Annotated in this window: 23 protein-coding genes; 10 read left to right on the top strand and 13 right to left on the bottom strand. The window is 64.2% G+C overall.

Going from position 1 to position 21,337, the window contains the following annotated elements; genetic code table 11:
• Nucleotides 1-17: 17 nt before the first annotated feature.
• Nucleotides 18-800, bottom strand: coding sequence for a hypothetical protein (locus V1479_RS20135; protein ID WP_368804509.1), 783 nt, complete (start codon nucleotides 798-800; stop codon nucleotides 18-20).
• Between the two features lie 14 nt (nucleotides 801-814).
• A complete protein-coding gene (locus tag V1479_RS20130; RefSeq protein WP_368804508.1) occupies nucleotides 815-1,582 on the bottom strand; it encodes a hypothetical protein in 768 nt (255 codons plus the stop codon).
• Between the two features lie 270 nt (nucleotides 1,583-1,852).
• Here V1479_RS20130 and maiA point away from each other — a divergent pair, with 270 nt between their 5' ends.
• Nucleotides 1,853-2,503, top strand: coding sequence for a maleylacetoacetate isomerase (gene maiA, locus V1479_RS20125; RefSeq protein WP_368804507.1), 651 nt, complete (start codon nucleotides 1,853-1,855; stop codon nucleotides 2,501-2,503).
• A gap of 8 nt (nucleotides 2,504-2,511) precedes the next feature.
• Here the strand turns inward: maiA and V1479_RS20120 are convergent, their stop codons facing one another.
• From V1479_RS20120 to V1479_RS20105, 4 genes are all read right to left on the bottom strand, one after another.
• Nucleotides 2,512-2,982, bottom strand: coding sequence for a MaoC family dehydratase (locus V1479_RS20120; RefSeq protein WP_368804506.1), 471 nt, complete (start codon nucleotides 2,980-2,982; stop codon nucleotides 2,512-2,514).
• Between the two features lie 17 nt (nucleotides 2,983-2,999).
• Nucleotides 3,000-4,274: an alpha-hydroxy-acid oxidizing protein gene (locus tag V1479_RS20115; protein WP_368804505.1), complete on the bottom strand. Its 1,275-nt coding sequence runs from the start codon at nucleotides 4,272-4,274 to the stop codon at nucleotides 3,000-3,002.
• A 70-nt stretch (nucleotides 4,275-4,344) separates the two neighbouring features.
• Nucleotides 4,345-5,643 carry a DUF445 domain-containing protein gene (locus tag V1479_RS20110; protein WP_368804504.1) on the bottom strand — a complete coding sequence of 433 codons (1,299 nt, stop codon included), beginning with the start codon at nucleotides 5,641-5,643 and terminating at the stop codon, nucleotides 4,345-4,347.
• Between the two features lie 98 nt (nucleotides 5,644-5,741).
• Complete coding sequence (locus V1479_RS20105) at nucleotides 5,742-6,299, bottom strand: GNAT family N-acetyltransferase (RefSeq protein WP_368804503.1); 558 nt, start codon at nucleotides 6,297-6,299, stop codon at nucleotides 5,742-5,744.
• Nucleotides 6,300-6,540: 241 nt separating this feature from the next.
• On the opposite strand from V1479_RS20105, the gene rirA reads away from it, so the two are divergent.
• Complete coding sequence (gene rirA / locus V1479_RS20100; RefSeq protein WP_173191990.1) at nucleotides 6,541-7,002, top strand: iron-responsive transcriptional regulator RirA; 462 nt, start codon at nucleotides 6,541-6,543, stop codon at nucleotides 7,000-7,002.
• 4 nt (nucleotides 7,003-7,006) lie between these two features.
• Here rirA and V1479_RS20095 read toward each other — a convergent pair whose 3' ends face one another.
• The 5 genes from V1479_RS20095 to hemP are packed head-to-tail and all read right to left on the bottom strand — an operon-like array spanning nucleotide 7,007 to nucleotide 11,094.
• Nucleotides 7,007-7,798 (bottom strand): heme ABC transporter ATP-binding protein, encoded by a 792-nt coding sequence (locus V1479_RS20095; RefSeq protein WP_368804502.1) that lies wholly within the window; start codon nucleotides 7,796-7,798, stop codon nucleotides 7,007-7,009.
• 11 nt (nucleotides 7,799-7,809) lie between these two features.
• Nucleotides 7,810-8,913: a FecCD family ABC transporter permease gene (locus V1479_RS20090; RefSeq protein WP_368804501.1), complete on the bottom strand. Its 1,104-nt coding sequence runs from the start codon at nucleotides 8,911-8,913 to the stop codon at nucleotides 7,810-7,812.
• A gap of 8 nt (nucleotides 8,914-8,921) precedes the next feature.
• Nucleotides 8,922-9,794 (bottom strand): heme/hemin ABC transporter substrate-binding protein, encoded by an 873-nt coding sequence (locus V1479_RS20085; protein ID WP_368804500.1) that lies wholly within the window; start codon nucleotides 9,792-9,794, stop codon nucleotides 8,922-8,924.
• Nucleotides 9,795-9,805: 11 nt separating this feature from the next.
• The gene (locus V1479_RS20080) at nucleotides 9,806-10,861 is read right to left on the bottom strand and encodes a hemin-degrading factor (protein ID WP_368804499.1); all 1,056 of its coding nucleotides are present in this window, start codon (nucleotides 10,859-10,861) and stop codon (nucleotides 9,806-9,808) included.
• A gap of 17 nt (nucleotides 10,862-10,878) precedes the next feature.
• The gene (hemP, locus tag V1479_RS20075) at nucleotides 10,879-11,094 is read right to left on the bottom strand and encodes a hemin uptake protein HemP (protein ID WP_368804498.1); all 216 of its coding nucleotides are present in this window, start codon (nucleotides 11,092-11,094) and stop codon (nucleotides 10,879-10,881) included.
• Between the two features lie 214 nt (nucleotides 11,095-11,308).
• Here hemP and V1479_RS20070 point away from each other — a divergent pair, with 214 nt between their 5' ends.
• Genes V1479_RS20070 through hmuQ form a run of 7 tightly spaced genes read left to right on the top strand, consistent with a single transcriptional unit; the run spans nucleotide 11,309 to nucleotide 16,980 of the window.
• Nucleotides 11,309-13,369 carry a TonB-dependent receptor domain-containing protein gene (locus tag V1479_RS20070; RefSeq protein WP_368804497.1) on the top strand — a complete coding sequence of 687 codons (2,061 nt, stop codon included), beginning with the start codon at nucleotides 11,309-11,311 and terminating at the stop codon, nucleotides 13,367-13,369.
• Nucleotides 13,370-13,371: 2 nt separating this feature from the next.
• Complete coding sequence (locus V1479_RS20065; protein ID WP_173191995.1) at nucleotides 13,372-13,821, top strand: hypothetical protein; 450 nt, start codon at nucleotides 13,372-13,374, stop codon at nucleotides 13,819-13,821.
• Nucleotides 13,822-13,840: 19 nt separating this feature from the next.
• On the top strand, nucleotides 13,841-14,761 hold the full coding sequence (gene exbB, locus V1479_RS20060; protein WP_173191997.1) for a tonB-system energizer ExbB: 921 nt from the start codon (nucleotides 13,841-13,843) through the stop codon (nucleotides 14,759-14,761).
• Nucleotides 14,762-14,775: 14 nt separating this feature from the next.
• The gene (exbD, locus tag V1479_RS20055) at nucleotides 14,776-15,249 is read left to right on the top strand and encodes a TonB system transport protein ExbD (RefSeq protein WP_368804496.1); all 474 of its coding nucleotides are present in this window, start codon (nucleotides 14,776-14,778) and stop codon (nucleotides 15,247-15,249) included.
• Nucleotides 15,246-16,352, top strand: a complete 1,107-nt coding sequence (locus V1479_RS20050) for an energy transducer TonB family protein (RefSeq protein WP_173191999.1) — start codon at nucleotides 15,246-15,248, stop codon at nucleotides 16,350-16,352. The genes exbD and V1479_RS20050 overlap by 4 nt, the downstream gene beginning before the upstream one ends.
• Before the next feature lie 9 nt (nucleotides 16,353-16,361).
• The gene (locus V1479_RS20045; protein WP_368804495.1) at nucleotides 16,362-16,631 is read left to right on the top strand and encodes a hypothetical protein; all 270 of its coding nucleotides are present in this window, start codon (nucleotides 16,362-16,364) and stop codon (nucleotides 16,629-16,631) included.
• 34 nt (nucleotides 16,632-16,665) lie between these two features.
• On the top strand, nucleotides 16,666-16,980 hold the full coding sequence (gene hmuQ / locus V1479_RS20040) for a heme-degrading protein HmuQ (RefSeq protein ID WP_368804494.1): 315 nt from the start codon (nucleotides 16,666-16,668) through the stop codon (nucleotides 16,978-16,980).
• A 10-nt stretch (nucleotides 16,981-16,990) separates the two neighbouring features.
• On the opposite strand, the gene putA is transcribed toward hmuQ, so the two are convergent.
• Entirely contained in the window at nucleotides 16,991-20,593 is a 3,603-nt protein-coding gene (putA, locus tag V1479_RS20035; RefSeq protein ID WP_368804493.1) for a bifunctional proline dehydrogenase/L-glutamate gamma-semialdehyde dehydrogenase PutA, read from the bottom strand.
• Between the two features lie 143 nt (nucleotides 20,594-20,736).
• Between putA and V1479_RS20030 the strand changes: the two genes are divergently transcribed.
• Nucleotides 20,737-21,189 (top strand): Lrp/AsnC family transcriptional regulator, encoded by a 453-nt coding sequence (locus tag V1479_RS20030; RefSeq protein ID WP_368804492.1) that lies wholly within the window; start codon nucleotides 20,737-20,739, stop codon nucleotides 21,187-21,189.
• Here the strand turns inward: V1479_RS20030 and V1479_RS20025 are convergent.
• Nucleotides 21,186-21,314: a hypothetical protein gene (locus V1479_RS20025; RefSeq protein WP_280515724.1), complete on the bottom strand. Its 129-nt coding sequence runs from the start codon at nucleotides 21,312-21,314 to the stop codon at nucleotides 21,186-21,188. The genes V1479_RS20030 and V1479_RS20025 overlap by 4 nt on opposite strands.
• Nucleotides 21,315-21,337: the final 23 nt, after the last annotated feature.

The following is a 21,337-nucleotide window of genomic DNA, read 5'->3' as shown; positions in this document are numbered from 1 at the left end:
GACGGTTTCGGCCGACGTCATTCGGCAGGCCTGATCGTCACCTTCAGATGATCGCCCTGGATGCGGAATTCCTCTACGCCGACACGCTCGGCGTTGAACACGATCGCTCGCGCAGGCGTCATGCCCTTACAGAAGATACTGTTGCGCCGCGCCAGCCCGCCGTCTGAAAAGGTACCGAGCGCAGGCCCCGGCAGGTCGGCGACAACGTCCGGCCAGTCGCGCGGCAGTTCTCCGCAATCTCCACGTTCCGCGTGGATGACCTTGCTCTGGCCGACCGTCATGAACACTTCCGGATTGTAGCGCACCACGGGTGCATTGTCCGCCGGCCCGCCCCATGGTCGCCAGCCGGAAGCCCAGACATTGCCCATCGCAATGCCCAACCCGAAGACCACGACCGCTCCTGCAATCGTCCTCAGATCGGGAAGCGAAGATGCCCATCGCGCGGCCACGGAAGCCAAAGCGCCCCCCTTTGCCGAATGTGTGACGTCCGCGGGACTGTCTTCCCCCGTCTCGTTCGCCTGCCGATAGAGCGCCGTCCAATGCTCCAGGAGAGCCGGATCGTCGCGGACACCCAACACCTGCTCCAGAATTCTGAGGCTGCGCAGGCGCGGGATATGACGGCCGGAGCGCCAGTTGTTCAGATTGCGCAGCGTCGTATCATGCTCCTTCCGGGCGCCGTTTCCGGCCACTTCGCAGTAGCGTGCCGCCAAAGAAGCGGCATCGTGGAAGCCGGCCCGCACGCACAACTCATCGAACAGGATGTGCCACCGGTTGATCTGCTGTAGGTCGTCCAAGGCCATGTCATACCCCCTGTTCAAAGTCCGGTGGTCGTATCGACCACCTCGATCTTCATGTAATCGTCAAGCAACCTGACCTCTTCGGTCCCGAGTGCCGTCCCCGTGAACATGACGGCCCGGACGACCATTTCCCGCCCGCAATCGTTGACCATCTTGCGGGCAAGCCCTCCGTCGGAAAACGTGCCCAACGGCGTTATCGGCACCCGTTGCGCAACGAGCGGCCAGTCCGGGACAGAGCCGTCGCAGTCCAGGTAATCTCCGTGGATGAGCTGACTTCTGCCAAGCGCGACACGCACGTGGGCATTGTAGTTGACCGCCGGAAGTTCGGGCGATGGAGGTTGATAATCTCTGGTGATTGCGGCTATCGCGATGCCCACCCCCAACACCGACACTGCGGAAAAGGCTGCCACGACACGCAATCTGCTCGCGGCGATCCCCGCCTGGACCGAGCGGGAATCCAGTGCCTCATCGCCGTCAGACGGAGCATCCCCCTTGCCGTTTGCCGCTTCGTAAAGCGCATGCCATCGCGCCTCGAGTTCCGGGTCGGACCTCACGTCGAGAATTGACGACAGGGCGAAGAAGCTCTTCCGGCGCGGAACTCGCTTCCCGCTGCGCCAGCTTCTCAGCTTCGTCTTGGCGCCTTCGAAATCGTTCTGGCTGGTTCTGCCCGTGCGCGTGCAGAGCAGGCTCGCCAGTTCCGTATTGTCGTAATGGCCGGCATGGTTGCTGACGGCATCGAACAACTCGTGCCATGTGCCGTATTCACGCCAGCGATCAGACCCCATCGCCCGTAGGCCCCCACCAGGATTTCAGAACTCATTTTTCCGAAACGGTCTGAAATCGCAACCAGAGGTATCAGCCGTTTTTCCGACTTTTCCGGCAATCGCCCGATTTTGTAGGCGACGGAAGCCCCTTGGGTCGGAGGCGCGCGCAAGGCTTTGCTATTGCCCCTCTGCGTGTTTTCAGGGAAACCTGCCGCACAGACAACGCGCCGGCCGCGAAGGTGGCAAAAATTCCGAAACGCCACGCCGTAAGCCGGGTCCCGAGGGGTAACCGTGACCGACATCGTCCTGCACAACTATTTCCGTTCGTCGACCTCCTACAGGGTTCGCATCGCGCTCAACATGAAAGGGCTCGACTATACCTACGTCGCGCATCATCTGCGCCACGGCGGCAATCGCGCGCCTGAATATCTTGCGGTCAATCCGCAAGGGCTCGTACCCGCGCTTGTGTGGAACGACGGGACGATGATCGCCCAGTCGCTGGCGATCATCGAGTTTCTGGACGAGATGCATCCAGAGCCCCCGCTTCTGCCCCCCGATCCCCATGGCCGGGCACGGGTACGCATGCTGTCGCAGATGATCGCCTGCGACATCCATCCGGTGAACAATCTGCGCGTGCTGAATGCGCTGCGGAGCCGCTACGGCGCTGACGACGCCGAAATCGCCTCGTGGTTCAGGCACTGGGTGAACGAAACCTTCGAACCGCTTGAGAAGATGCTCTCCGAAAGCCCGCATACGGGCACTTTCTGCCACGGCAATACGCCGGGCATGGCTGACATCTGCCTTGTCGCGCAGGTCGCGAACAACGCCCGCTTCAACGTCGACATGTCCGCATATCCGACGATCGCGCGCATCCGCGATGCGTGCATGGCGCTACCTGCCTTCGAGGAAGCCGCACCCGCAAAGCAGCCCGATGCGGAATAGGCTCGCTTTCAGCCTTCGGTGAGCAGAAGCAGCAGCGTTTCGGCCGCGAAGGCCGGACGCTCCTCGCCCTCGATCTCCATCGTGCTCGCCGACTTCATCAGATGCTGGCCGGGTGCCCTCTCCTCCAGCGAGATCAGCGTCGAGCGCAGCCTCACTCTGGCGCCAGCCTTGACCGGAGCCAGGAAGCGCAGCCGGTCGAGCCCGTAATTGATCGCCACCGATACGCCCTGTGGCTGGGTTCCGATTTCGGCGGCAAGTGCCGGAATCAACGACAGGGTCAGGAAGCCATGGGCGATCGGCGCGTGATAGGGGCTTTCGGTGCGTGCGCGCTCCACATCGACATGGATCCACTGGTTGTCGCGCGTGGTCTTGGCGAAGCTGTCGATCATCGACTGATCGACCTCGATCCAGCCCGACACGCCAAGTTCCTCGCCAACCTTCGATTCGAGGTCGGCGAATGTCAGTTGATTGTCCGCCAAGTTCAGTCCTTCCGGCTTCAAGTCTCGATCAGGCACCGTCTGTCGAGATCCGCCGCGCGCGTCAGGCCGCACAGCGCCAGCGTCAGGTCGAATTCGGCAACGATGTTGCGGATGACCTCGCACACGCCGCCCTCGCCCGCAAGCGCGAGGCCGTAGACATAGGGGCGGCCAAGCAGCACGGCGCGTGCGCCAAGCGCCAGCGCTTTGGCGACATCCGCTCCCGAGCGTACGCCCGAATCGAGTAGCACCGGCATCGCGCCGGCGGCCTCTACCACCGCCGGCAGCATATCGAGGGTCGCCGCCTCGCCGTCGACCTGCCGTCCACCGTGATTCGACACGATGATGCCGTCGACGCCATGCTTGACGGCGAGCGCCGCATCGTCCGCCCTGCGCAACCCCTTGAGCAGGATCGGCAGCTTCGTCATATCGCGCAGGCGCGCGATGTCGGACCAGTTGAGGTCCGGCCGCGAATAGGTGGCGGTAAAATGCGCCACCGTCGAGCGCATCTGCTGCATGGTCAACCCGTGCTCGCGCCCCTTGCGTCGAAGGCTCAGCGCGGTGCTGAGGATGCCCGCTCCCCTCGGCCGGAAGCCGGTTTCGGGTGGCGTCGGCGGCACCTTCGAGCGAAAGACAGGGTCACTCAGATATTGCGCCAGCCCCAACCCTCGAAGAAACGGCAGATAGGCAAGGTCGAGATCGCGCGGCCGCCAGCCCAGCAGCGTCGTATCGAGCGTCACGACGATCGCTTCGCAACCGCAGCTTTCCGCACGCGAGACGAGCGAGCGCACAACCTCGTCATCGCTGGACCAGTAAAGCTGGAACCAGCGCGGCGTGTCGCCCATCTCGGCGGCACAATCTTCCATCGCAACCGATGCCTGGTTGGAATAGACGTATCCAATGCCCTCGCGCGCGGCGGCGCGGGCAACCGCGCGGTCTGCCAGCGGATGCGCCATCTCCAGAACGCCGATCGGGGCCAGCAGTACGGGCGCGCGATGCGTGCGGCCGAACAGTTCGACCGATAGATCGCGAACGGAGACGTCGTTGAGGACGTGCGGGGACAGATGCCGACGCTCGAAGGCGGCGCGATTGGCCGCCATCGTATGCTCGCTGCCGGCTCCGCCGATGATGTAGGCGGCCGCCTCGCGTCGCATCCGCCTCGCCGCACGCCGCTCGAGCGCGTCCGGTGCGACCGGCACCAGCGGCCGCTTACCCCCGGCGCCGGTGACGTAGATTTCGGTCTGCCGCAGACGCCCGGGTTGTGGCGGCACCGCACCGTCAGCGCGATCAGGCATGAATTCCTCCCCATTCTCGGCGGCATCGGGAGTACCGCCTCCGCGAGTGTAGAGACAGCCGCCACGCGCTTCAATTGTGGAAGATGATCCTCTCGCCGACATGCAGGGCAAGTCCTGCCAGCCCGCCGATCAGCATGCCGTTGAAGCGGATATACTGCAGGTCGCGACCGATATTGATCTCCACCAACCGGGTGAGCTGCAGGATGTCCCAGCGCCGCACCTGATCGGCGATAAAGGTGGAGACGCCGCTCTTCTGGTTCTCGACGAAAGAGGCGAGCGCCATGACGAAGCCCTGGTTCATGTCGGCGCGGATTTCGGGCTCATCGGCGAGTTGCTTGCCGACCTGCACGAACATGTCCGCCAGATGCCGGCGCACTGCAGACTGGTCGGAAGCCAGGTCCTGCTCGACGAACGAGCGCAGGCTGGACAGGAAATCGCCGGCGAGGCCACGCAGTTCGGGCCGCGCAAGCAGGTCGCGCTTCAGTTGCTCGGCCCGCGCCGCATAGTCGGGCGATGTGCGCAGGTCGTCGATGAACCCTTTGACGAAACGGTCGAACTCATGCCGCATCGGATGTTCGGCATCGGCCTCCACCTCGGCAATGAGCGTGGCGGCCGAGGCCACGATCTTTTTGAGCAGATAGGCGTCGGCCTTGAACAGGTTGGCGAGACTGGGCAGTTCCTGCCTGATCTTGTCGCGGATCGCGGCCAGCGCGTCTTCATCCGACAGCAGCCGCCCGAAGACGCGCAGCAACTCATCGAAGAGCTGCTGGTGACGCCGGTCGGCGGTAAAGGCCGTCAGCAGGTCTGCCGCCAACGGCGCGACCTGTACCTTCTCGACCTGTTCGGTGACGCGTTTGACGACGAAATCCCGCAGCCCCGATCCTTCCACGGCTGCAAGCGCCTGCGGCACGAGCCTTCCGACAAAGCGGGAAAGGCCGGCGGACCGCCTGCGATCGGAAAGCCACTCGGAGACGAGGAGCGCAAAATCCACCTCCTCCAGCTTTTCGCGCACCGGCCCGGGAGCCAGGAAATTGACCTCGATGAACCGGCCGAGATTGTCGGCGATGCGGTCCTTGTTGGCAGGAATGATGGCGGTGTGCGGGATGGGCAGGCCGAGCGGGCGACGAAACAGCGCAACGACGGCGTACCAATCGGCAAGCCCGCCGATCGCGGCAGCTTCGGCAAAGGCTGCGACATAAGCGAACGCCGGGTAGCTGTCCTGCAACGCCCTCGCGCCGAGGAAGACGCCGACGCAGGCGACCAGCGCGGCCGTGGCCACAGCCTTGGTGCGCCTGAGCGCTGCAATCTTGGCCGCGTCGTCGGCTGATTGCGCCGCTTCGTGCCCGGCCGTTTGCGATGGGGCCGCCATGGGCTGTCCTCTCGGTCATCTGATTCCGCTGCTGCGGCTCAATGTGGGGCGTCGGTGGGCGTTCGTCACCCGCCATAGTTCCCGCGAGAGGTCTTCGATCAGTAAGCGGCGGCCAGCAGCGTGCCGAACGCGCCGGCGCCAGGCCGTGCCGGCAATGGCGGTACTGGCTCCAGCCCGATGACACCAAGAGTCTCGCCATCCTCGAACCGCAAAGACGCGTTGAACCGGCGCGCCAGGCGCTTCATCGCCTCGTTCTGCGGATGGGTGGTCACAAGCAGGCGCTCGTAGCCGAAAGCCCGCGCACTCTCGATCAGCCGCGCGAAAAGCAGGCTGCCAAGACCACGATGCTGCAAATGACGCTCGACGCTGAAGGCGATCTCACCCGTCGGCTCAGGGTCCTGCGGCCGCTCGTGAAGTTCGGCAGCACCCAACACCTGGCCGTTCTCGACATAACCGATGACCAGCGCGCCGGTGCCGAAACTGCGCTCGGCATAGGAGGAAACGAAACCGTCGTTTGTAGGGCCGTTGAAACGATCGCGGCGACTGTCCGCGTCAAGCCGCAGCAGATGCGCCTTGAACTGGGGCAGTTCCGAATGTCTCAGTAGCCGTATAGTGCCCGTAAGCGGCGCGGCCGCATGGTTTGGCGGCTGTTGCATGTCGCAATCCTCGTGGGTCCTCCCCGAGTCATCGCAACTCGACACGCGCTTATATTGTGCAATGCAGCATGATTTGCAAGCTCCGCGCGATGCGCAAGGCACATGCCAGCCATGCGCTCGATCATCCCTGTTCGATTATAAGTTGAATTTCTCACTCCAGATTTTTTCGTTGCACTCTGGAATGGTTCTAAGATATGCTCCATATCAACGAATATGCTTCGCGCCCCTCGAAAGGCAGACCATGCGGCTCACACGACAGACCAACTACGCTATCCGTATCCTGATGTACTGCGCGGCCAATGAGGGACGGCTAAGCCGCATTCCCGAGATCGCGGCTGCCTACTCGGTGTCGGAACTGTTTCTGTTCAAGATCCTGCAGCCGCTTGTCGAGAACAAGCTGGTGGAGACCGTGCGTGGCCGCAACGGCGGCGTGCGGCTGGGCAAGCCTGCTTCGGAGATCACGCTTTTCGATGTCGTGCGGGTCACCGAAGACAATTTCGCGATGGCCGAGTGCTTCGAAAACGATTCGGCCGACTGTCCCTTGATCGACTCCTGCGCTCTCAACGAGGCGCTGCGCAAGGCGCTGGGCGCTTTCTTCCAGGTGCTTGAGAGCTATACGATCGAAGACCTTGCCAGCGCGCGGTTCTCGCTGCGCGACCGGCTTGGCATCGACGACCTGCCCCGCCTCGCCGCGAACGGCTGATCCCTTAGAGGCTTGCCGACTGCGGCAGGATGAACGGCGCGTTGCCGGCAGGCAGCGCACCGACTTTCAGCCTGCACTCGAACACCCGGTGGATGAGATCGTCGGTGAACACCTCAGCCGGTGCACCGGACGAGGCCACCCTCCCCCTGCTCATCACCGTCACCTGATCGGCGAACATCGATGTCAGGTTGAGGTCGTGGAGGATGGCGACCACGCCGCCGCCGCGCGTGGCGAAATCGCGCGCGATCTTCATGATGACGAGTTGATGCTTGATGTCGAGGCTCGAGACCGGCTCATCGAGGAACAGCCAGCGCGGCTCGCCGTCGAGCACCGGCGCCCAGACCTGGCACAGCACGCGCGCAAGCTGCACGCGCTGTTGCTCGCCGCCCGAAAGCTCCTGATAGAAACGCCCCGCAAAACCCTCGAGGTCGACACGCGCCAGAGCACGTTCGGGCAGCCGCTCGTCTTCGCCGGCAAGCGCACCGGAACGGCCATTGACAATGCCCAGCCGAACGATCTCGCGCACGGTGAACGGAAACGACAACGTCGTCGCCTGCGGCAACACCGCACGCAGGCCAGCGGTATGCCAGGGCTTCATCTCGCGCAGGTCTCGCCCGTTCAGCCGGATCGCGCCTTTGGCCGTCAGGTCGCCCGAGAGGGCTTTGAGGAAAGTTGTCTTACCGGAGCCGTTCGGCCCGACGATCGCCGTGACTTCGCCGGGACGGGCATCGAAACTCACATCCTGCAGGATGCGCTTGGGCCCGATTGAAACCGAAACGTCGCGTGCTTCGATCATGGCTTGTCTCCTCACAGGTCGAGAATGCCGCGCCTGCGCAGCAGAATCCAAAGGAAGAACGGCGCGCCGACAGCGGCGGTGACGATGCCGATCGGCAGTTCCGCCGGTGCAACGATGGTGCGGCTGACCGCATCGGCGAGCAGCAGCAGGGAAGCGCCGAGAAGCGCTGATGCCGGCAGCAGGAAGCGGTGATCCGGGCCGATGAGCAACCGCAACAGATGCGGCACGACGATGCCGACGAAGCCGATGCCGCCCGAGACAGCCACCGATGCGCCCGTTGCGGCAGCAACGGCGACGATGGCGATATTCTTGAAGCGCTGTACGGGAACGCCGAGGTGATGGGCAGTCGCCTCACCAAGCGCCATCGCATTAAGCCCTCGTGCCATGAAGGGCGCGCCCACAAGCGCCAGCACGATGATCGGCCCGGCGGCGGCGATCTTGGTCCATGTCGCGCCTGCCAGCGAGCCGAGGCCCCAGAACGTGAGGTCGCGGAGCTGGCGGTCGTCGGCGAGGTAGACCAGAACGCCGGAGAACGCGCCGGCCATGGCGCCAAGTGCAATGCCCGCCAGAAGCATCGTTGCGATCGACGTCTGTCCCCTGCGGGTCGCGACCCGGTAGAGCACGAGTGTGGTGACGAGCCCGCCGCCAAAGGCCGCCAGCGGCAAGGCGTAAATGCCAAGCAGCGCCGTCACCGGCGCCAGGACGGTGGAGCCCAGCACGATCATCGTGATCGCCCCGAGCCCTGCACCTGAGGAAACGCCAACGAGCCCAGGATCGGCCAGCGGATTGCGAAACAGGCCCTGCATCACCGCGCCTGAGACGGCCAGTGCCGCGCCGATGAGAATGCCCAGGATCACGCGCGGCAGGCGTATGTCGTGGACGATGATCCGGTCACGCGCGCTCAATGCCGCATCGGCTACTTCGCCGGAAAACATCCAGCCGACGACGACATCCCATGCGGAGGCATCCGATGCCCCTGAAGTCAGGCTGAACAGGGCAACGACGACGAGCGCCAGTGCAAGCACGCCGATCGTCGCCCGCGCCCGCGCGGAGCGATCACCTTCGGCGACTTCGGACGGCACCCCCACCACGAAAATCCTCTGCAACATTTCCATGCCGATGCTCAGTCTGCCAGAGCGTCGCCGTAGAGAGCGGCCGAAAGGTCGCGCACGGCAGCGGCGGTGCGCGGACCAAAGCCGAGCAGATAGGCACCGTCCATCCGCACCACGCTGCCGGTCTTCGCCGCTGGCGTTGCAGCGATCGCCGGGTGAGCGAGCAGGTCGTTCGCCTGGGTCTCGTGGTCGCCACCGCGATCCATTGCTAGGATCACGTCGGGTGCCGCTTCGATGACCGCCTCGTCTGTAAGCTGCTTGTAGCCCTCATACTCCGTGACAGCATTGACGCCACCGGCCATGCTGATGATGCCGTCCGCAGCCGAGTTGGTGCCGGAAGCAAGAATGCGCCCGCCCTGCAGCGAAAGCACGAACAGCACCTTCTTGCGTTCCGCGATGTCCGCGGTGGCCTGCTCGGCGGCTTTCAGGTCGGTGTCGGTCTCGGCAGTCAGCGCCGCGGCCTTGTCCTCGACATCGAGAACGTCGCCGACGATGCGGATCTTCTCCAGGATACCTTCGCGATCGTACCGATCGGGCACGGTGACCATCGGAATGCTGGCCTTTTCGAGCACCTCGACCGCCTCGGGCGGGCCGCTGCCCTCGAGCGCGATGATGAGGCTCGGATCGACGGAAATGACGCCTTCCGGGGAAAGCTGGCGTATGTATCCGACATCGGGCAGTTCCAGCGCCGCCTCGGGGAAGACGCTGGTCGTATCCCGCGCGATCAGGCGCTCTTCCTCACCGAGGGCATAGATGATTTCCGTGACGGACCCGCCGATGGCAACGATCCGCGAGGCATCGTAGTCCTGGGCTCGCAGCGGCGAGCCAAGCATCGCCAAGGCGACGCCGAGAGCAGCCGCGCCCGCAAGTCTTCTCAATTTCATGGTATTTCTCCTCAGGCGGCCGTACGCTGCGGCAGGCGCGGCAGATTTTCCGCGATCATCCGCCAGTCGTCGCGCTCGGTCCTGCCCTCGCTTCGCTTGCCGAAGAACTGGATGATCATCTCGCCGTCGGCGCCATAGGCTTCGACCGAGGTGACGTGGCCGTCCTTGGTCGGCTTCCGGACGCCCCAAAGCTCGTGCACGTGATCGGCCCGCAAATGCAGATGGAAGGTCTCGTCGAGCACGTTGATCCACGGCCCCATCGTCTTGATGTTCGCCACCGGACCGGAGTGGATCTGGATGCATCCGTGATTGCCCACGAAGCACATGATCGGGATTTCCTCCTGCGCGGCATGTAGGAACATGGCGTTGAGAGCATCCCCGTCCAACCGCCAGGCATAGTCCTCGCCGATCATGTCCAGCGCCTGCCGGCGATTGAGCTTCAGCGAACGCAGCATGCCGAAGAACTGGTGCACGTCTGTCATCGTGCTCCAGCGCTCGCGCAGCTCGTCGGAGCTGCCGGCCTCGCTCTCGTCGAAGCCGGTCTTTTCGACCGGCATCGTCTCGATCGCCTGCGACTGGTCCGAAGAGATCAACCGGGACACAAGCTCTTCATAGGCGGCCACGTTTGACGCAGGCCGCAGATGAATCTTGTGGACGGCATCACCGGCCTTGTCGAAGAATTGAAGGCTGCGACGCACGGCCTCACCGTCGTTTTTCTCCACCGCGAAGCCATGCGCCCATGCATCGGGAAAGATGCGGAGGTCGATGTCGGCGCCTAGCAGCATCATTGCCCGCTGACCGGGGACGACCTTGTCGTAGACGCCGATCTTCTCGTGCACCGCGCTCTCGTTGCGGGTGAGCGCCATCACCTCTCCGAGAGCTTCGAGACCCAGCAGCACCTCGCTTACACGTGGCTCGATACGCCGGACGCCTTCGCCGACATGCGCGGCCACAAGATCCGCTTCGGAGACACCAAGCTGGGTGGCGAGATCACGTTCGCGCATCTTGGGATTTTCCGCACGCGCGAGACAAATCGCTTCCGGGCTGGGTTTGGCTTCAGCACTCATGTTTTCACCTGATGTCTTCACTTGTTGAGGATGAGCTTGCCCTGCCGCGTGATCTTGAGCCGGTACATGGAGCCTTCGTGCTCGATGCCGATCTCGTGCGTGCCGCGGAACAGCGACTCACTGGTGACGATCCGCGCGGCCCTGTCGAAGGGGCGCGGCCGAACTTCGTGAGCGCCTTCGGTGGCGGAAGATCTGCGGAAGGAGGGGTGATTGAAGGGGGTGTAGCTGTTCACGATACCGTTCCTTTTCACTGTCCGGGCTCGCGGGTGCTGGCTAGGGGGCGACTTCGCAAAAGCGCGATTGAATTCTTGACACTAATTATCAGCTTTAATAGGGAGTGCAATACCGGAGTGAAAAGGTCAACATTTTTGACGAACCGGCGGCATTGAGGAAGCAAGCGAGCCAGTGAGCCAGCCAGTGGAATCTCACGAAATCAGGAGACTTGAGATGGGGTTGGTGGCTCACAAGACGACCGTTCTGCTTGGCGGAGCGGCGATGGCCATGGTGCTGGGGGTGTTTCAGGCAGGCGCGCAGGATTCAGCAATCGCGGAGGCAACGACGAACACTGCAGAGAAGCAGGGACGCGTGACCCTTCTCCAGCGCCTCGTTGTCGGCGCCGGCGCCGAAAAGGTGGCGATCGACACGCCTCAGGCCGTTACGGTGGTCAATCAGGAAGACATAGACCAGGCCCAGCCGGAAACGGTCGGCGAGCTGCTGCGCAGGGTTCCCGGCGTCAACATGTCCGGTTCGGACAAGCTGCTTGGCCAGTCGATCAACATCCGCGGTATCGGCGGTCCGGCCACGGCCGGCGACGAAGGCCGCATCATCGTCAATATCGACGGTGTGTCGAAGTTCTACGAGCAGTACCGCATGGGCGGCCTGTTCACCGACATGGAGCTCTACAAGCAGGTGGAAGTGCTCCGCGGTCCCGCCTCCTCGACCCTGTACGGTTCGGGTGCATTGGGCGGCGTCGTCAACTTCACGACCAAGGACGCCTCCGACTTCATCGCCGACGGCCAGAACGGCGCGTTGCGCCTGAAGACCAGCTACGATTCCAATTCGACCGGCCTGCTGGGCTCGGCGATCTTCGCGCAGCGCGTCAACGAGAACTTCGAGTTCCTTGCGGCGGGCAACTACCGCTATGCCGAGAACTACACCTCGGGCAACGGGCATGAAGTGCTGGGATCCGAGATTTCGGCGCCGTCGGGCCTGGTGAAGGGTACCTTCCGCTTCGGCGATAACAACGAGCAGACGCTGCGCGCTTCCTACCAGCATTGGACGACCACGATGCTGGACCAGGAATACAACCAGACCGGCGAGGAAGTCGGGTTCGGCCTCGTGGACCGCAAGGTCACCGACAAGACCGCGATCATCGCTTACGAGAATCCGGCAACCGACAACCGCTGGATCGACCTCAAGGTGCAGGCTTCGTTCTCCGACACGGTCAACGATCAGTCGGAGGCTGCCATCCCGTCGCTGAACCGCACCTTCGGCTACAAGACCTACCAGTTCTCGATCGACAACACTTTCGACTTCAGCGGCGAGAACTACGAGAATTACCTGACGGTCGGTTCGCAATCCAACTTTCAGGAGCGCACGACCCTCAAGAGCACGTCGGGAACCCATCCCCAGGGGACCCGCGTCGCAACCGGCGTCTTCGCTCAGAACGAGTTCATCTGGGATGACCGCCTGACGCTCATTACCGGCGCGCGACTGGACTGGCAGGAACTGGAGCCGACCGACATCATTGGCGCGACCAAGAAGACCCACACGGCCTTCTCGCCCAAGATCGCCGCGCACTACAAGTTCAACGACGCCTTCGCGGTATTTGGATCGGTCGCCCATACCGAACGCGTTCCGACCATCGACGAGGTGTTCGACAGCGGCGCGCTGACATCCGACCTCAGGAAGGAGAAGTCGCTCAACTACGAGATCGGAACGGCCTTCTCCTTCTACGACACTTTCCAGGGTGGTGACGCGCTGCAGCTCAAGTTGACGGGTTTCTACAACGACATCACAGACCTGATCACCGATCATGGCAATGGCGTCACCCCTCGCTACGACAATATTGGCGAGGCGCGCATCTACGGCGCCGAAATCGAGGCGGCATACGATTCGGAATATTTCTTCGGCAGCGCCTCCTATTCGCATGTCATCGGCAAGGACATCACCAACAGCACATGGCTGAACACCGTCGCGCCTCATGAGTTCGCGTTCACACTCGGTGGCCGGCTGCCGGAACATGGTCTCAGCTTCGGCTGGACCAGTCGGATTGTCGCGGCCCAGAAGCACGTCTCCAGCATCCCCTTCATGCGGGAGGCGACCGATGCCTTTTCGACCCATGATATTTTCGTTACATGGAAGCCGCAGGAAGGCCCGCTGGAAGGCTGGGATGCCAATTTCCGTGTCGATAACGTCTTCAACGAGCAATATCGCGAGTTCCTCTCCGGCACACCGGGCAAGGGCCGCACGTTCAAGGTATCGCTGGCGAAACAGATCGGATGGTAGTTATGCAATTCAAAAGCGTGGGCCGTATTCTGACCTCGGCCCTGCTCGCCTCCGCCCCGGTTTTCGGGGCGGCAGCGCAGGAGGCGGAGGGATCATCCCCCGCCCCAGTGCTGTCGGTTGAACTCAATGCGCTGCAGGCGACCGACAAGGGTTGCCGGTTCACGTTCGTGGTCGCAAACCAGCTTGGAGGCGCGCTCGAGAGCGCTGCCTTCGAACTGGTGCTCTTCGACAAGGAAGGCATGGTCAGCCGGTTGACCATCGTCGACTTCAAGGACCTGCCCGACGGCAAGACCAAGGTCCGCCAGTTCGACTTCTCCGGCGTGGACTGTTCCTCGCTGGGGCGCGTGCTGGTGAACGACGCCACGGAATGCAAGGGCAGCGGCATCGACGCCCGAGCCTGCATCCAGAACCTGAAAACGGAAACACGGACCGATACCGCGTTCGGCATCTAACCTTCGGCTTGCACCTGTGATGATCCTATCTTCCCTCGCCCGCTCCCTCGCGATCCTGCTGGTCTCGACGCTGGTCGCCGTGGCGCCCGTGTCAGGCGCGTTCGCTCAATCGGGCGACACCCCAGTTGCGGAGCCGGCGCAGGCGCCGGAAACCGGCACGCCGGTTGTCGAACCCGCTGCGGAGCCAACCGGCGACGCGGTGCAAGGCACGCAAATCTCCACCCTGCCGCATGATCTTTCGCCCTGGGGCATGTTCATGGCCGCGGACTGGGTGGTCAAGGCCGTCATGATAGGGCTGGCCTTCGCGTCGCTGGTGACGTGGACCGTATGGCTTGCCAAGTCGCTCGAGCTCGCGGCCGCCAAGCGTCGCGTCTCCCAGGCACTGGAGCGCATCATCGCGGCCAAGAGCCTCGAGGAGGCCGGGCTGGCGATGGAGGGCGTGGGCAGCAGCCCCGCGACGTTGCTTGTGCGCGCGGCGGGTCATGAAGCAGCCCTTTCCGGACCGCAGCACGACGGCAATGCAGCCGGCCTCAAAGAGCGCGTCGCGTCGCATCTCGGCCGCATCGAGGCGCAGGCAGCCCGTCGCATGACGCGCGGCACCGGCGTTCTCGCAACCATCGGCTCCACCGCGCCCTTCGTCGGCCTGTTCGGCACAGTCTGGGGCATCATGAATGCCTTCATCGGCATCTCGCAGGCGCAGACAACCAACCTCGCGGTCGTTGCACCCGGTATCGCCGAGGCGCTGCTGGCGACTGCGCTGGGCCTGGTCGCAGCCATCCCCGCCGTCGTCATCTACAACGTGTTCGCGCGCGCCATTGCAGGATACAGGCTGCTGCTGGCCGACGCGTCGGCTGCCGTGGAACGCCTTGTCAGCCGCGACATCGATCGCCGTGCGCTCACGGGCGGGCATGGCGCGGCTCGCGCGCAGGCTGCTGAGTAAAGCGGAGCAGGACGATGGCCGGCAGCCTCAACAGAAATACCGAGAGCGACGATCTCGTCGAAAGTCACGAGATCAACGTCACTCCCTTCATCGACGTGATGCTGGTGCTGCTCATCATCTTCATGGTGGCCGCCCCCCTGGCGACCGTCGACATCAATGTCGACCTTCCGGCCTCGAACGCGCAGGCGCAACCGCGCCCCGACGAACCGCTCTACGTGACGGTACAGGAAGACCTTACCGTCTCGGTCGGCGAGGATGCGGTAACACACGAGCAACTCGCCGCCGCGCTCGAGCGCAGCACCGAAGGCGACAAGCAGGCGCGCGTGTTCCTGCGCGCCGACAAGGCGGTTGCCTATGGCGACCTGATGACCGTGATGAACCTGGTGCGGATGGCGGGCTACACCAAGATCGCGCTGGTGGGCCTCGACGCCGCACCCGGCGGTGCCGCGGCGACCGCCGTCGAACCGTCAGGTGAAGCGCAGCCATGAGTCCTCGCCCCGACATAGCCTGGTCGCGGCAGCTCGCCCGCACCACGCCGGGCCAGGTCGTTCTATGGACACTGGCGGCGCTCGTGATGCTGACTGCCCATGCCACGGCGGCATGGTGGGTCATGCGCGAGCCGCCCCCGGAACCCATTCAGATCGCCGGTTCGACGGCGATCGAGGTCGATCTTGCAGCACTCGGTTTTTCAGAGGCCGAGATGCGCGCCGCCGGCGAAGCAATCGAGACGGCGGAGCCCGTCGAGCCGACGCAAGCAGAAGCCGTCCCGACCGATGCGGTGGAAGTCGACGAAGCAGAGCCGGTCGAGACCGCGCGTCCGGTCGAAACCACGCCGGTGGAACGAACCGAACCTGTGGAAGACACGCCGCCCCAGCAAACAACGGAAGTGGAGCAGCAGCAACCGGTTCGCGCGGAAGCCGCGCCCTCGCCTGCTGCCCGACTGGCGGAAGCGCAATCCGAGGTGGAGATCGCGGCGCTGCCGCCGACGCAGCGTGAAACCACGGTCGACGTCCTCACCGCCAGCCCGGTCGAGGTGGAGACCGTCGAACCCGTCGAAGACAACGAGCAAGTCGCGGCCCTGATGCGCGCGCCGCTGCCGACGCCCCGTCCCGACTACACGCCGCCTGCCCCGCGCGTCGAACGCCAGCGCACGGAACAGCCAAGGCGGGAAAAGCCGACGCAGCAGGCCAAACGCCCGGCCGCCGGTTCTCAGGGCAACGCCCAGGCCAACACCAACAAGGGTACCGAACGAGGTTCGGCTCAGGGTCGAGCGGCCAGCGATTCTGCCGGCAACCAGCGTCGTTCGGCAGAGGGCAACGCGGCCGTGTCCAACTATCCGGGCCAGGTGCGAAGGAAGCTGGGGCGCGCCGTGCGGTATCGTGGGCGCGAGCGAGGTGAAGTGCTTGTCAGCTTCACCGTCAGCCGAACCGGCAGCGTGAGCGGCGTGCGCATCGCGCGTAGTTCCGGGTCGCCGAAGCTGGACAAGGCCGCACTCGACACGGTTCACCGCGCCGCCCCCTTCCCGCCGATTCCGGACGCCGCAGGTCGGGCCAGCTGGCCATTCGACCTGCCGCTGTCCTTTACCCGCTGAGATTGGACGATGATCGGCTTCCTCAAACTTGACCGGCTCGCCGCAGCGCGCGGCGACGGGTTGCATCCCAGGTTGCTTGAACTGATCGAGCAGCGGGCGCTGACCGTCGAGGGCGACCCGAACGTGGTCGAGCTTCACACCGTTCGCGACTGCGCGTTCACCCAGGCCGGGCCAGGACCGACACCCGCGAGACCGGCATTCCTGCCCGGCAACGTAATCGACTTCACACCGCGCCGGCAGGCTGCTGCGGCCGCGCAAAAAAAGACTTCGAACAGCTAGCCGGCAATCCGGCCATCATGAAAGGAAGGACGTTATGTACATCGCCATGAACCGCTTCAAGGTGAAGAACGGCTCGGAAGAGGATTTCGAGACCATCTGGAAGAACCGCGACTCCAAGCTCAACGAGATGAAGGGTTTCCGCGAGTTCCACCTGCTGCGCGGTCCGGCGAACGAGGAAGAAGGCTATACGCTGTTTGCCTCGCACACCGTCTGGGAAAGCTATGACGACTTCCAGGCCTGGACGAAGTCGCAGAACTTCCGCGACGCGCACCGCAACGCCGGCGACCATAAGCCCGTTTATCTCGGCCACCCTCAGTTCGAGGGTTTTTCGGTCGTGGAGGGGGCATAGCCCCCTCTCCTCACTCCGCCGCGGCCAGCAGGCTGGCGTTGCCGCCGGCTGCCGTGGTGTCTACGCACACAGCGCGTTCGTGCACATAGGCCGTCGGGTTGATCACCGCCGCGACGAGCCGGACGATGGCGCCCTTGCGCGCCGCCAGCGCCTTGCGGATGGCACGCAGCGTGTCCGCATCCGCGGAACTCGCCACCACTTCCACCCCCAGCTCGGTCAGATCGGCCGGATCGACGATGCCATCGATCGCTTCTACAGGCATGCCCTTACCGGTTAGCGATGAAAGTGCCGCGCGGGCGCCCGGCGTCACCGCAAGGACGGCGTTGCCCGCCGAAAGTGCCTGGATCGCCTGAGCGAAGGCTGTTTCGGGGTCCGGCCCGAGGCACAGCGTGCGCCCGCGCGGCACCAGAAGCAGCGTATTCGCTTCGCCGGTCGGGCCCGGCAGGTCCACCGGGCCGTAATCAAGCGCGGCCGCCGCCGCGATTGCCTCCGCGCCCTTGCCGCGCAGGTGCTTCCTGAGCACGCCGATCCGATCGAGCCGCGTCGACCAGCCGCTGCGAACGGCGTCCGGCATGTGCTCCGCCAGTGTGCGCGCAGGCACGACGTCGCCAGCCGCCGGCGCGAGCGCCGTCACCTCGCCCTTGCGGAACCGCCGCAGGTAGGACGGGCCACCAGCCTTCGGTCCCGTGCCCGACAGCCCCTCGCCACCGAAAGGCTGCGAGCCGACTACCGCGCCGATCTGGTTGCGGTTCACATAGATATTGCCGGCATGGATGCCGTCGACGATATGCTGCACCCGCACCTCGATGCGCGTGTGCAGCCCGAAGGTCAGCCCGTAACCCTTTGCGTTAATGTCGGAAATGACCTTGTCGATGTTATCCGCCGCGAAGGTCGCGACATGCAGGATCGGCCCGAACATTTCCCGCTCCATCTCGCCGATGCCCTCCACGCGGAAGATATGCGGCGCCACGAAGCGGCCTTCCGACGGCGTATCGAGCCGGGCGACGAGACGCCCCTTCTTTTCCATGTCGGCGCAATAGCCGGTCAGGTTGTCCCGTGCCTCGTCATCGATGACCGGGCCGACGTCGGTCGAGATCAGGGCCGGGTCGCCCAGGCGCAGCGCCTGCATCGCACCAGTCAGCATCTCGAGTACCTTCGCCTCGACGTCTTTCTGCACATAGAGCACGCGCAGCGCCGAGCAGCGCTGGCCGGCGCTCTGGAAGGCCGAGGCGACGATGTCGCGTACAGCCTGCTCGGGCAGCGCGGTGGAATCGACGATCATCGCGTTGAGACCACCCGTCTCGGCGATCAGCATCGCGTCGGGGTCCGCCGTCTCGGCGATCTGCCGCTCGATCAGCCGCGCCACGTCGGTGGAGCCGGTAAAGCAGACGCCGGCGATACGCGGATCCGCCGTCAGCGGGCCGCCGACGGAAGGACCGTCGCCCGGCAGCAGTTGAAGCACGTCCTTCGGGATGCCCGCCTCGTGAAGAAGCTCCACGGCCCGCGCGGCAATCAACGGCGTCTGTTCGGCCGGTTTTGCGACGACGGTGTTGCCGGTGACGAGCGCCGCCGCGATCTGCCCGGTGAAGATGGCCAGCGGAAAATTCCACGGCGAGATGCAGGCAATCACGCCGCGCGCCGTCGTGTGACGCTCGACCTCGGCCGCCTGCCCGGCATAATAGCGCAGGAAATCAGCGGCTTCGCGCACCTCCGCAACGCCGTCGGCAAGCACCTTACCCGCTTCGCGGGCGCAGAGCGCGAAGAACTCGACCGCATCCTCTTCGTAGAGATCGGCGGCGCGCAGCAACGCGGCCGCGCGCGTGGCAACCGGCGTCTTCTCCCATCCGGGCTGAGCCTTTACTGCGGCATCGACAGCCTTGCCGACCGCTGCGGTGCTCGCTTCGGAAACCTCACCGACGATCTCCATCGGTCGAGCCGGGTTGACCACTGCCCTCGTCTTGCTGCCGGCACCCGCACGCCACTGGTGCGGTGCATCGAACCTGGCGCGCTCCTCCGTGACCTCTGCGAGCGTCACCGGATCGGTTATGTCCCATCCTTTCGAGTTGCGTCGCTGCGCCCCGAAAATGTCGGCCGGGCGCGGGATCGCCGGATTGGCGGCTGGTCCTTGCGAGGCCACCACATCGAACGGATCTCTGGCGATCTCTTCCGCAGCGACATGCTTGTCAACGATCTGGTGCACGAAGGATGAGTTGGCGCCGTTCTCCAGCAAACGGCGCACGAGATAGGCAAGCAGGTCGGAATGCGCGCCCACCGGCGCGTAAATCCGGCAGCGCGTGCCTTCGGCCTTGCGCACAGCGTCGTGCAGGGCCTCGCCCATGCCGTGCAGCCGCTGGAACTCGAACGCCTGCCTGTCGTCGGCCATCTGCAGGATCGCGGCAACCGTATGGGCGTTGTGCGTGGCAAACTGCGGATAGATGCGGTCGGTCATGCCGAGCAGCTTCCGGGCGCAGGCAATGTAGGAGACGTCGGTATTGGGCTTGCGCGTGAACACCGGATAGCCGGCCAGCCCCAGCACCTGCGCACGCTTGATCTCGGTGTCCCAGTAGGCACCCTTGACCAGCCGCACCATGATCCTGCGGTCAAGCCGCTTCGCAAGTGCATGGAGCCAGTCGATGACGAAGGGCGCGCGCGGCCCATAGGCCTGCACCACGACGCCGAACCCGTCCCAGCCGGCCAGTTCGGGCTCGGAAAGCACCTTCTCGATTACGTCGAGCGAGAGGTCGAGCCGATCGGCTTCCTCGGCATCGATGTTGAGCCCCATGCGCGCATGGCGGGCGGCCAGCGCCAGCGAGAACAGGCGCTTGGCCATGACAGGCAGCATCGTTTCCTTTTGGCCGGTCTCGTATCTCGGATGAAGTGCCGAGAGCTTGACCGAGATGCCATGGTTCTTCGCGATATCGGCGTCGGTCGCACCCGCATTCAGCGCCGAGATCGCGGCCGCATAGGCGCGATGGTAGCGCAAGGCGTCGGCCTCGGTGCGCGCGGCCTCGCCCAGCATATCGAACGAATAGGTGTAGCCCTTGCGGGTGTAGTCGCGCCCGCGCTTGACCGCTTCGTCAATGGTGCGGCCCAGCACAAACTGCTCGCCCATTTCGCGCATGGCCGCAGAAACCGCCTTACGGATCACCGGTTCGCCCAGGCGCCGCACCATCGAGCGCAGCGTGCCCTCGATGCCGCCCTCGCCGTCTTCCAGCACACGGCCGGTGAGCATCAGCGCCCATGTCGAGGCGTTGACGAAGATCGAACTCGACCCGCCCGAATGCGCCGACCAGTCGTGCGGCGCGATCTTGTCGCGGATGAGATCGTCCATCGTCTCAGCATCCGGCACACGCAGCAAGGCCTCGGCAAGGCACATGAGCGCCACGCCTTCCTTGGTGGAAAGGCCGTATTCGGACAGGAACACTTCCATCAGTTCCGGATTGGAAGCGCCGCGCACCGCCCGAACGAGATCGGCCGCGCGCGCGGAGATCGCGGCACGCGCTTCGGGATCGAGATCGGCAAGGGCGACGAGACGGGCCAGCGCCTCCTCCTCGTCTGGAAGCACGTGGGCACGAATTGCTGCGCGAAGTTTCTGAAGCTGATGCGATGACATTGCGGACCGCCGAAGACGATGTTGAGCGAATGGCGCGAAACATATCATGCCCTGCTCCAGCCGCCTTTACCAAACCTGTCGACTTCATAGGCGATTTGGCCTAATGAATGCGGGAAATTCGGACTAATTGGACCATACGTACGGTGACAGAAGATCAACTGGACCGCATCGACCGCAATATAGTGGCGGCTCTGTCACGCGACGCGCGCCTATCGATGGCGGAACTCGGCCGTAAGGTCGGCTTGTCCAAGACCCCGGTGATGGCGCGCGTGCGGCGGCTGGAGCGGGACGGGTTCATTCGGGGCTACGCGGCAATCGTCGATCGCGAGCGCATGGGCCAGGGCCACATCGCCTTCGTCCAGGTCAAGCTTTCCGATACCCGATCCGCCGCGCTCGATGCTTTCAACAAGGCGGCTCTATCCGTGCCGGAGATCGAGCAATGCCACATGATCGCGTCGAGCTTCGACTATCTGCTCAAGGTGCGCACGAAGGATATCGCGGCCTACCGGCGCGTGTTGGGCGAGCGCATCTCGGCCCTGCCACACGTCGCACAGACATCCACCTATGTGGCGATGGAAACGGTCAAGGACCGCTAGAGCCCCAGCCTGTCGACCACCCGGCTTATCTCGCCGACCACGGTTCTGGTGACGATCCAGTCGCCGTAGATCGATTCCCACAGGATGAACAACGTCACTGTCATGATCACGATAACGTATCGCATGACATATCCCCCAGAATTCCGGG

Source organism: Neoaquamicrobium sediminum, assembly GCF_040970315.1.
Classification (GTDB): domain Bacteria; phylum Pseudomonadota; class Alphaproteobacteria; order Rhizobiales; family Rhizobiaceae; genus Aerobium; species Aerobium sediminum.
Note: the sequence above shows the minus strand (reverse complement) of the source record. Positions and strands in the feature narration are given on the sequence as shown.

What these genes read in the sequence shown, in the direction of transcription:
- V1479_RS20130 (WP_368804508.1), bottom strand. Translation starts at nt 1,582, where the DNA reads ATGGGGTCTGATCGCTGGCGTGAATACGGCACATGGCACGAGTTGTTC.
- V1479_RS20065 (WP_173191995.1), top strand. Translation starts at nt 13,372, where the DNA reads ATGCAATTCAAAAGCGTGGGCCGTATTCTGACCTCGGCCCTGCTCGCC.
- hmuQ (WP_368804494.1), top strand. Translation starts at nt 16,666, where the DNA reads ATGTACATCGCCATGAACCGCTTCAAGGTGAAGAACGGCTCGGAAGAG.
- rirA (WP_173191990.1), top strand. Translation starts at nt 6,541, where the DNA reads ATGCGGCTCACACGACAGACCAACTACGCTATCCGTATCCTGATGTAC.
- V1479_RS20070 (WP_368804497.1), top strand. Translation starts at nt 11,309, where the DNA reads ATGGGGTTGGTGGCTCACAAGACGACCGTTCTGCTTGGCGGAGCGGCG.
- V1479_RS20085 (WP_368804500.1), bottom strand. Translation starts at nt 9,794, where the DNA reads ATGAAATTGAGAAGACTTGCGGGCGCGGCTGCTCTCGGCGTCGCCTTG.
- V1479_RS20115 (WP_368804505.1), bottom strand. Translation starts at nt 4,274, where the DNA reads ATGCCTGATCGCGCTGACGGTGCGGTGCCGCCACAACCCGGGCGTCTG.
- V1479_RS20135 (WP_368804509.1), bottom strand. Translation starts at nt 800, where the DNA reads ATGGCCTTGGACGACCTACAGCAGATCAACCGGTGGCACATCCTGTTC.
- V1479_RS20095 (WP_368804502.1), bottom strand. Translation starts at nt 7,798, where the DNA reads ATGATCGAAGCACGCGACGTTTCGGTTTCAATCGGGCCCAAGCGCATC.
- exbB (WP_173191997.1), top strand. Translation starts at nt 13,841, where the DNA reads ATGATCCTATCTTCCCTCGCCCGCTCCCTCGCGATCCTGCTGGTCTCG.
- V1479_RS20045 (WP_368804495.1), top strand. Translation starts at nt 16,362, where the DNA reads ATGATCGGCTTCCTCAAACTTGACCGGCTCGCCGCAGCGCGCGGCGAC.
- V1479_RS20025 (WP_280515724.1), bottom strand. Translation starts at nt 21,314, where the DNA reads ATGCGATACGTTATCGTGATCATGACAGTGACGTTGTTCATCCTGTGG.
- V1479_RS20110 (WP_368804504.1), bottom strand. Translation starts at nt 5,643, where the DNA reads ATGGCGGCCCCATCGCAAACGGCCGGGCACGAAGCGGCGCAATCAGCC.
- V1479_RS20105 (WP_368804503.1), bottom strand. Translation starts at nt 6,299, where the DNA reads ATGCAACAGCCGCCAAACCATGCGGCCGCGCCGCTTACGGGCACTATA.
- V1479_RS20050 (WP_173191999.1), top strand. Translation starts at nt 15,246, where the DNA reads ATGAGTCCTCGCCCCGACATAGCCTGGTCGCGGCAGCTCGCCCGCACC.
- putA (WP_368804493.1), bottom strand. Translation starts at nt 20,593, where the DNA reads ATGTCATCGCATCAGCTTCAGAAACTTCGCGCAGCAATTCGTGCCCAC.
- V1479_RS20090 (WP_368804501.1), bottom strand. Translation starts at nt 8,913, where the DNA reads ATGGAAATGTTGCAGAGGATTTTCGTGGTGGGGGTGCCGTCCGAAGTC.
- exbD (WP_368804496.1), top strand. Translation starts at nt 14,776, where the DNA reads ATGGCCGGCAGCCTCAACAGAAATACCGAGAGCGACGATCTCGTCGAA.
- V1479_RS20080 (WP_368804499.1), bottom strand. Translation starts at nt 10,861, where the DNA reads ATGAGTGCTGAAGCCAAACCCAGCCCGGAAGCGATTTGTCTCGCGCGT.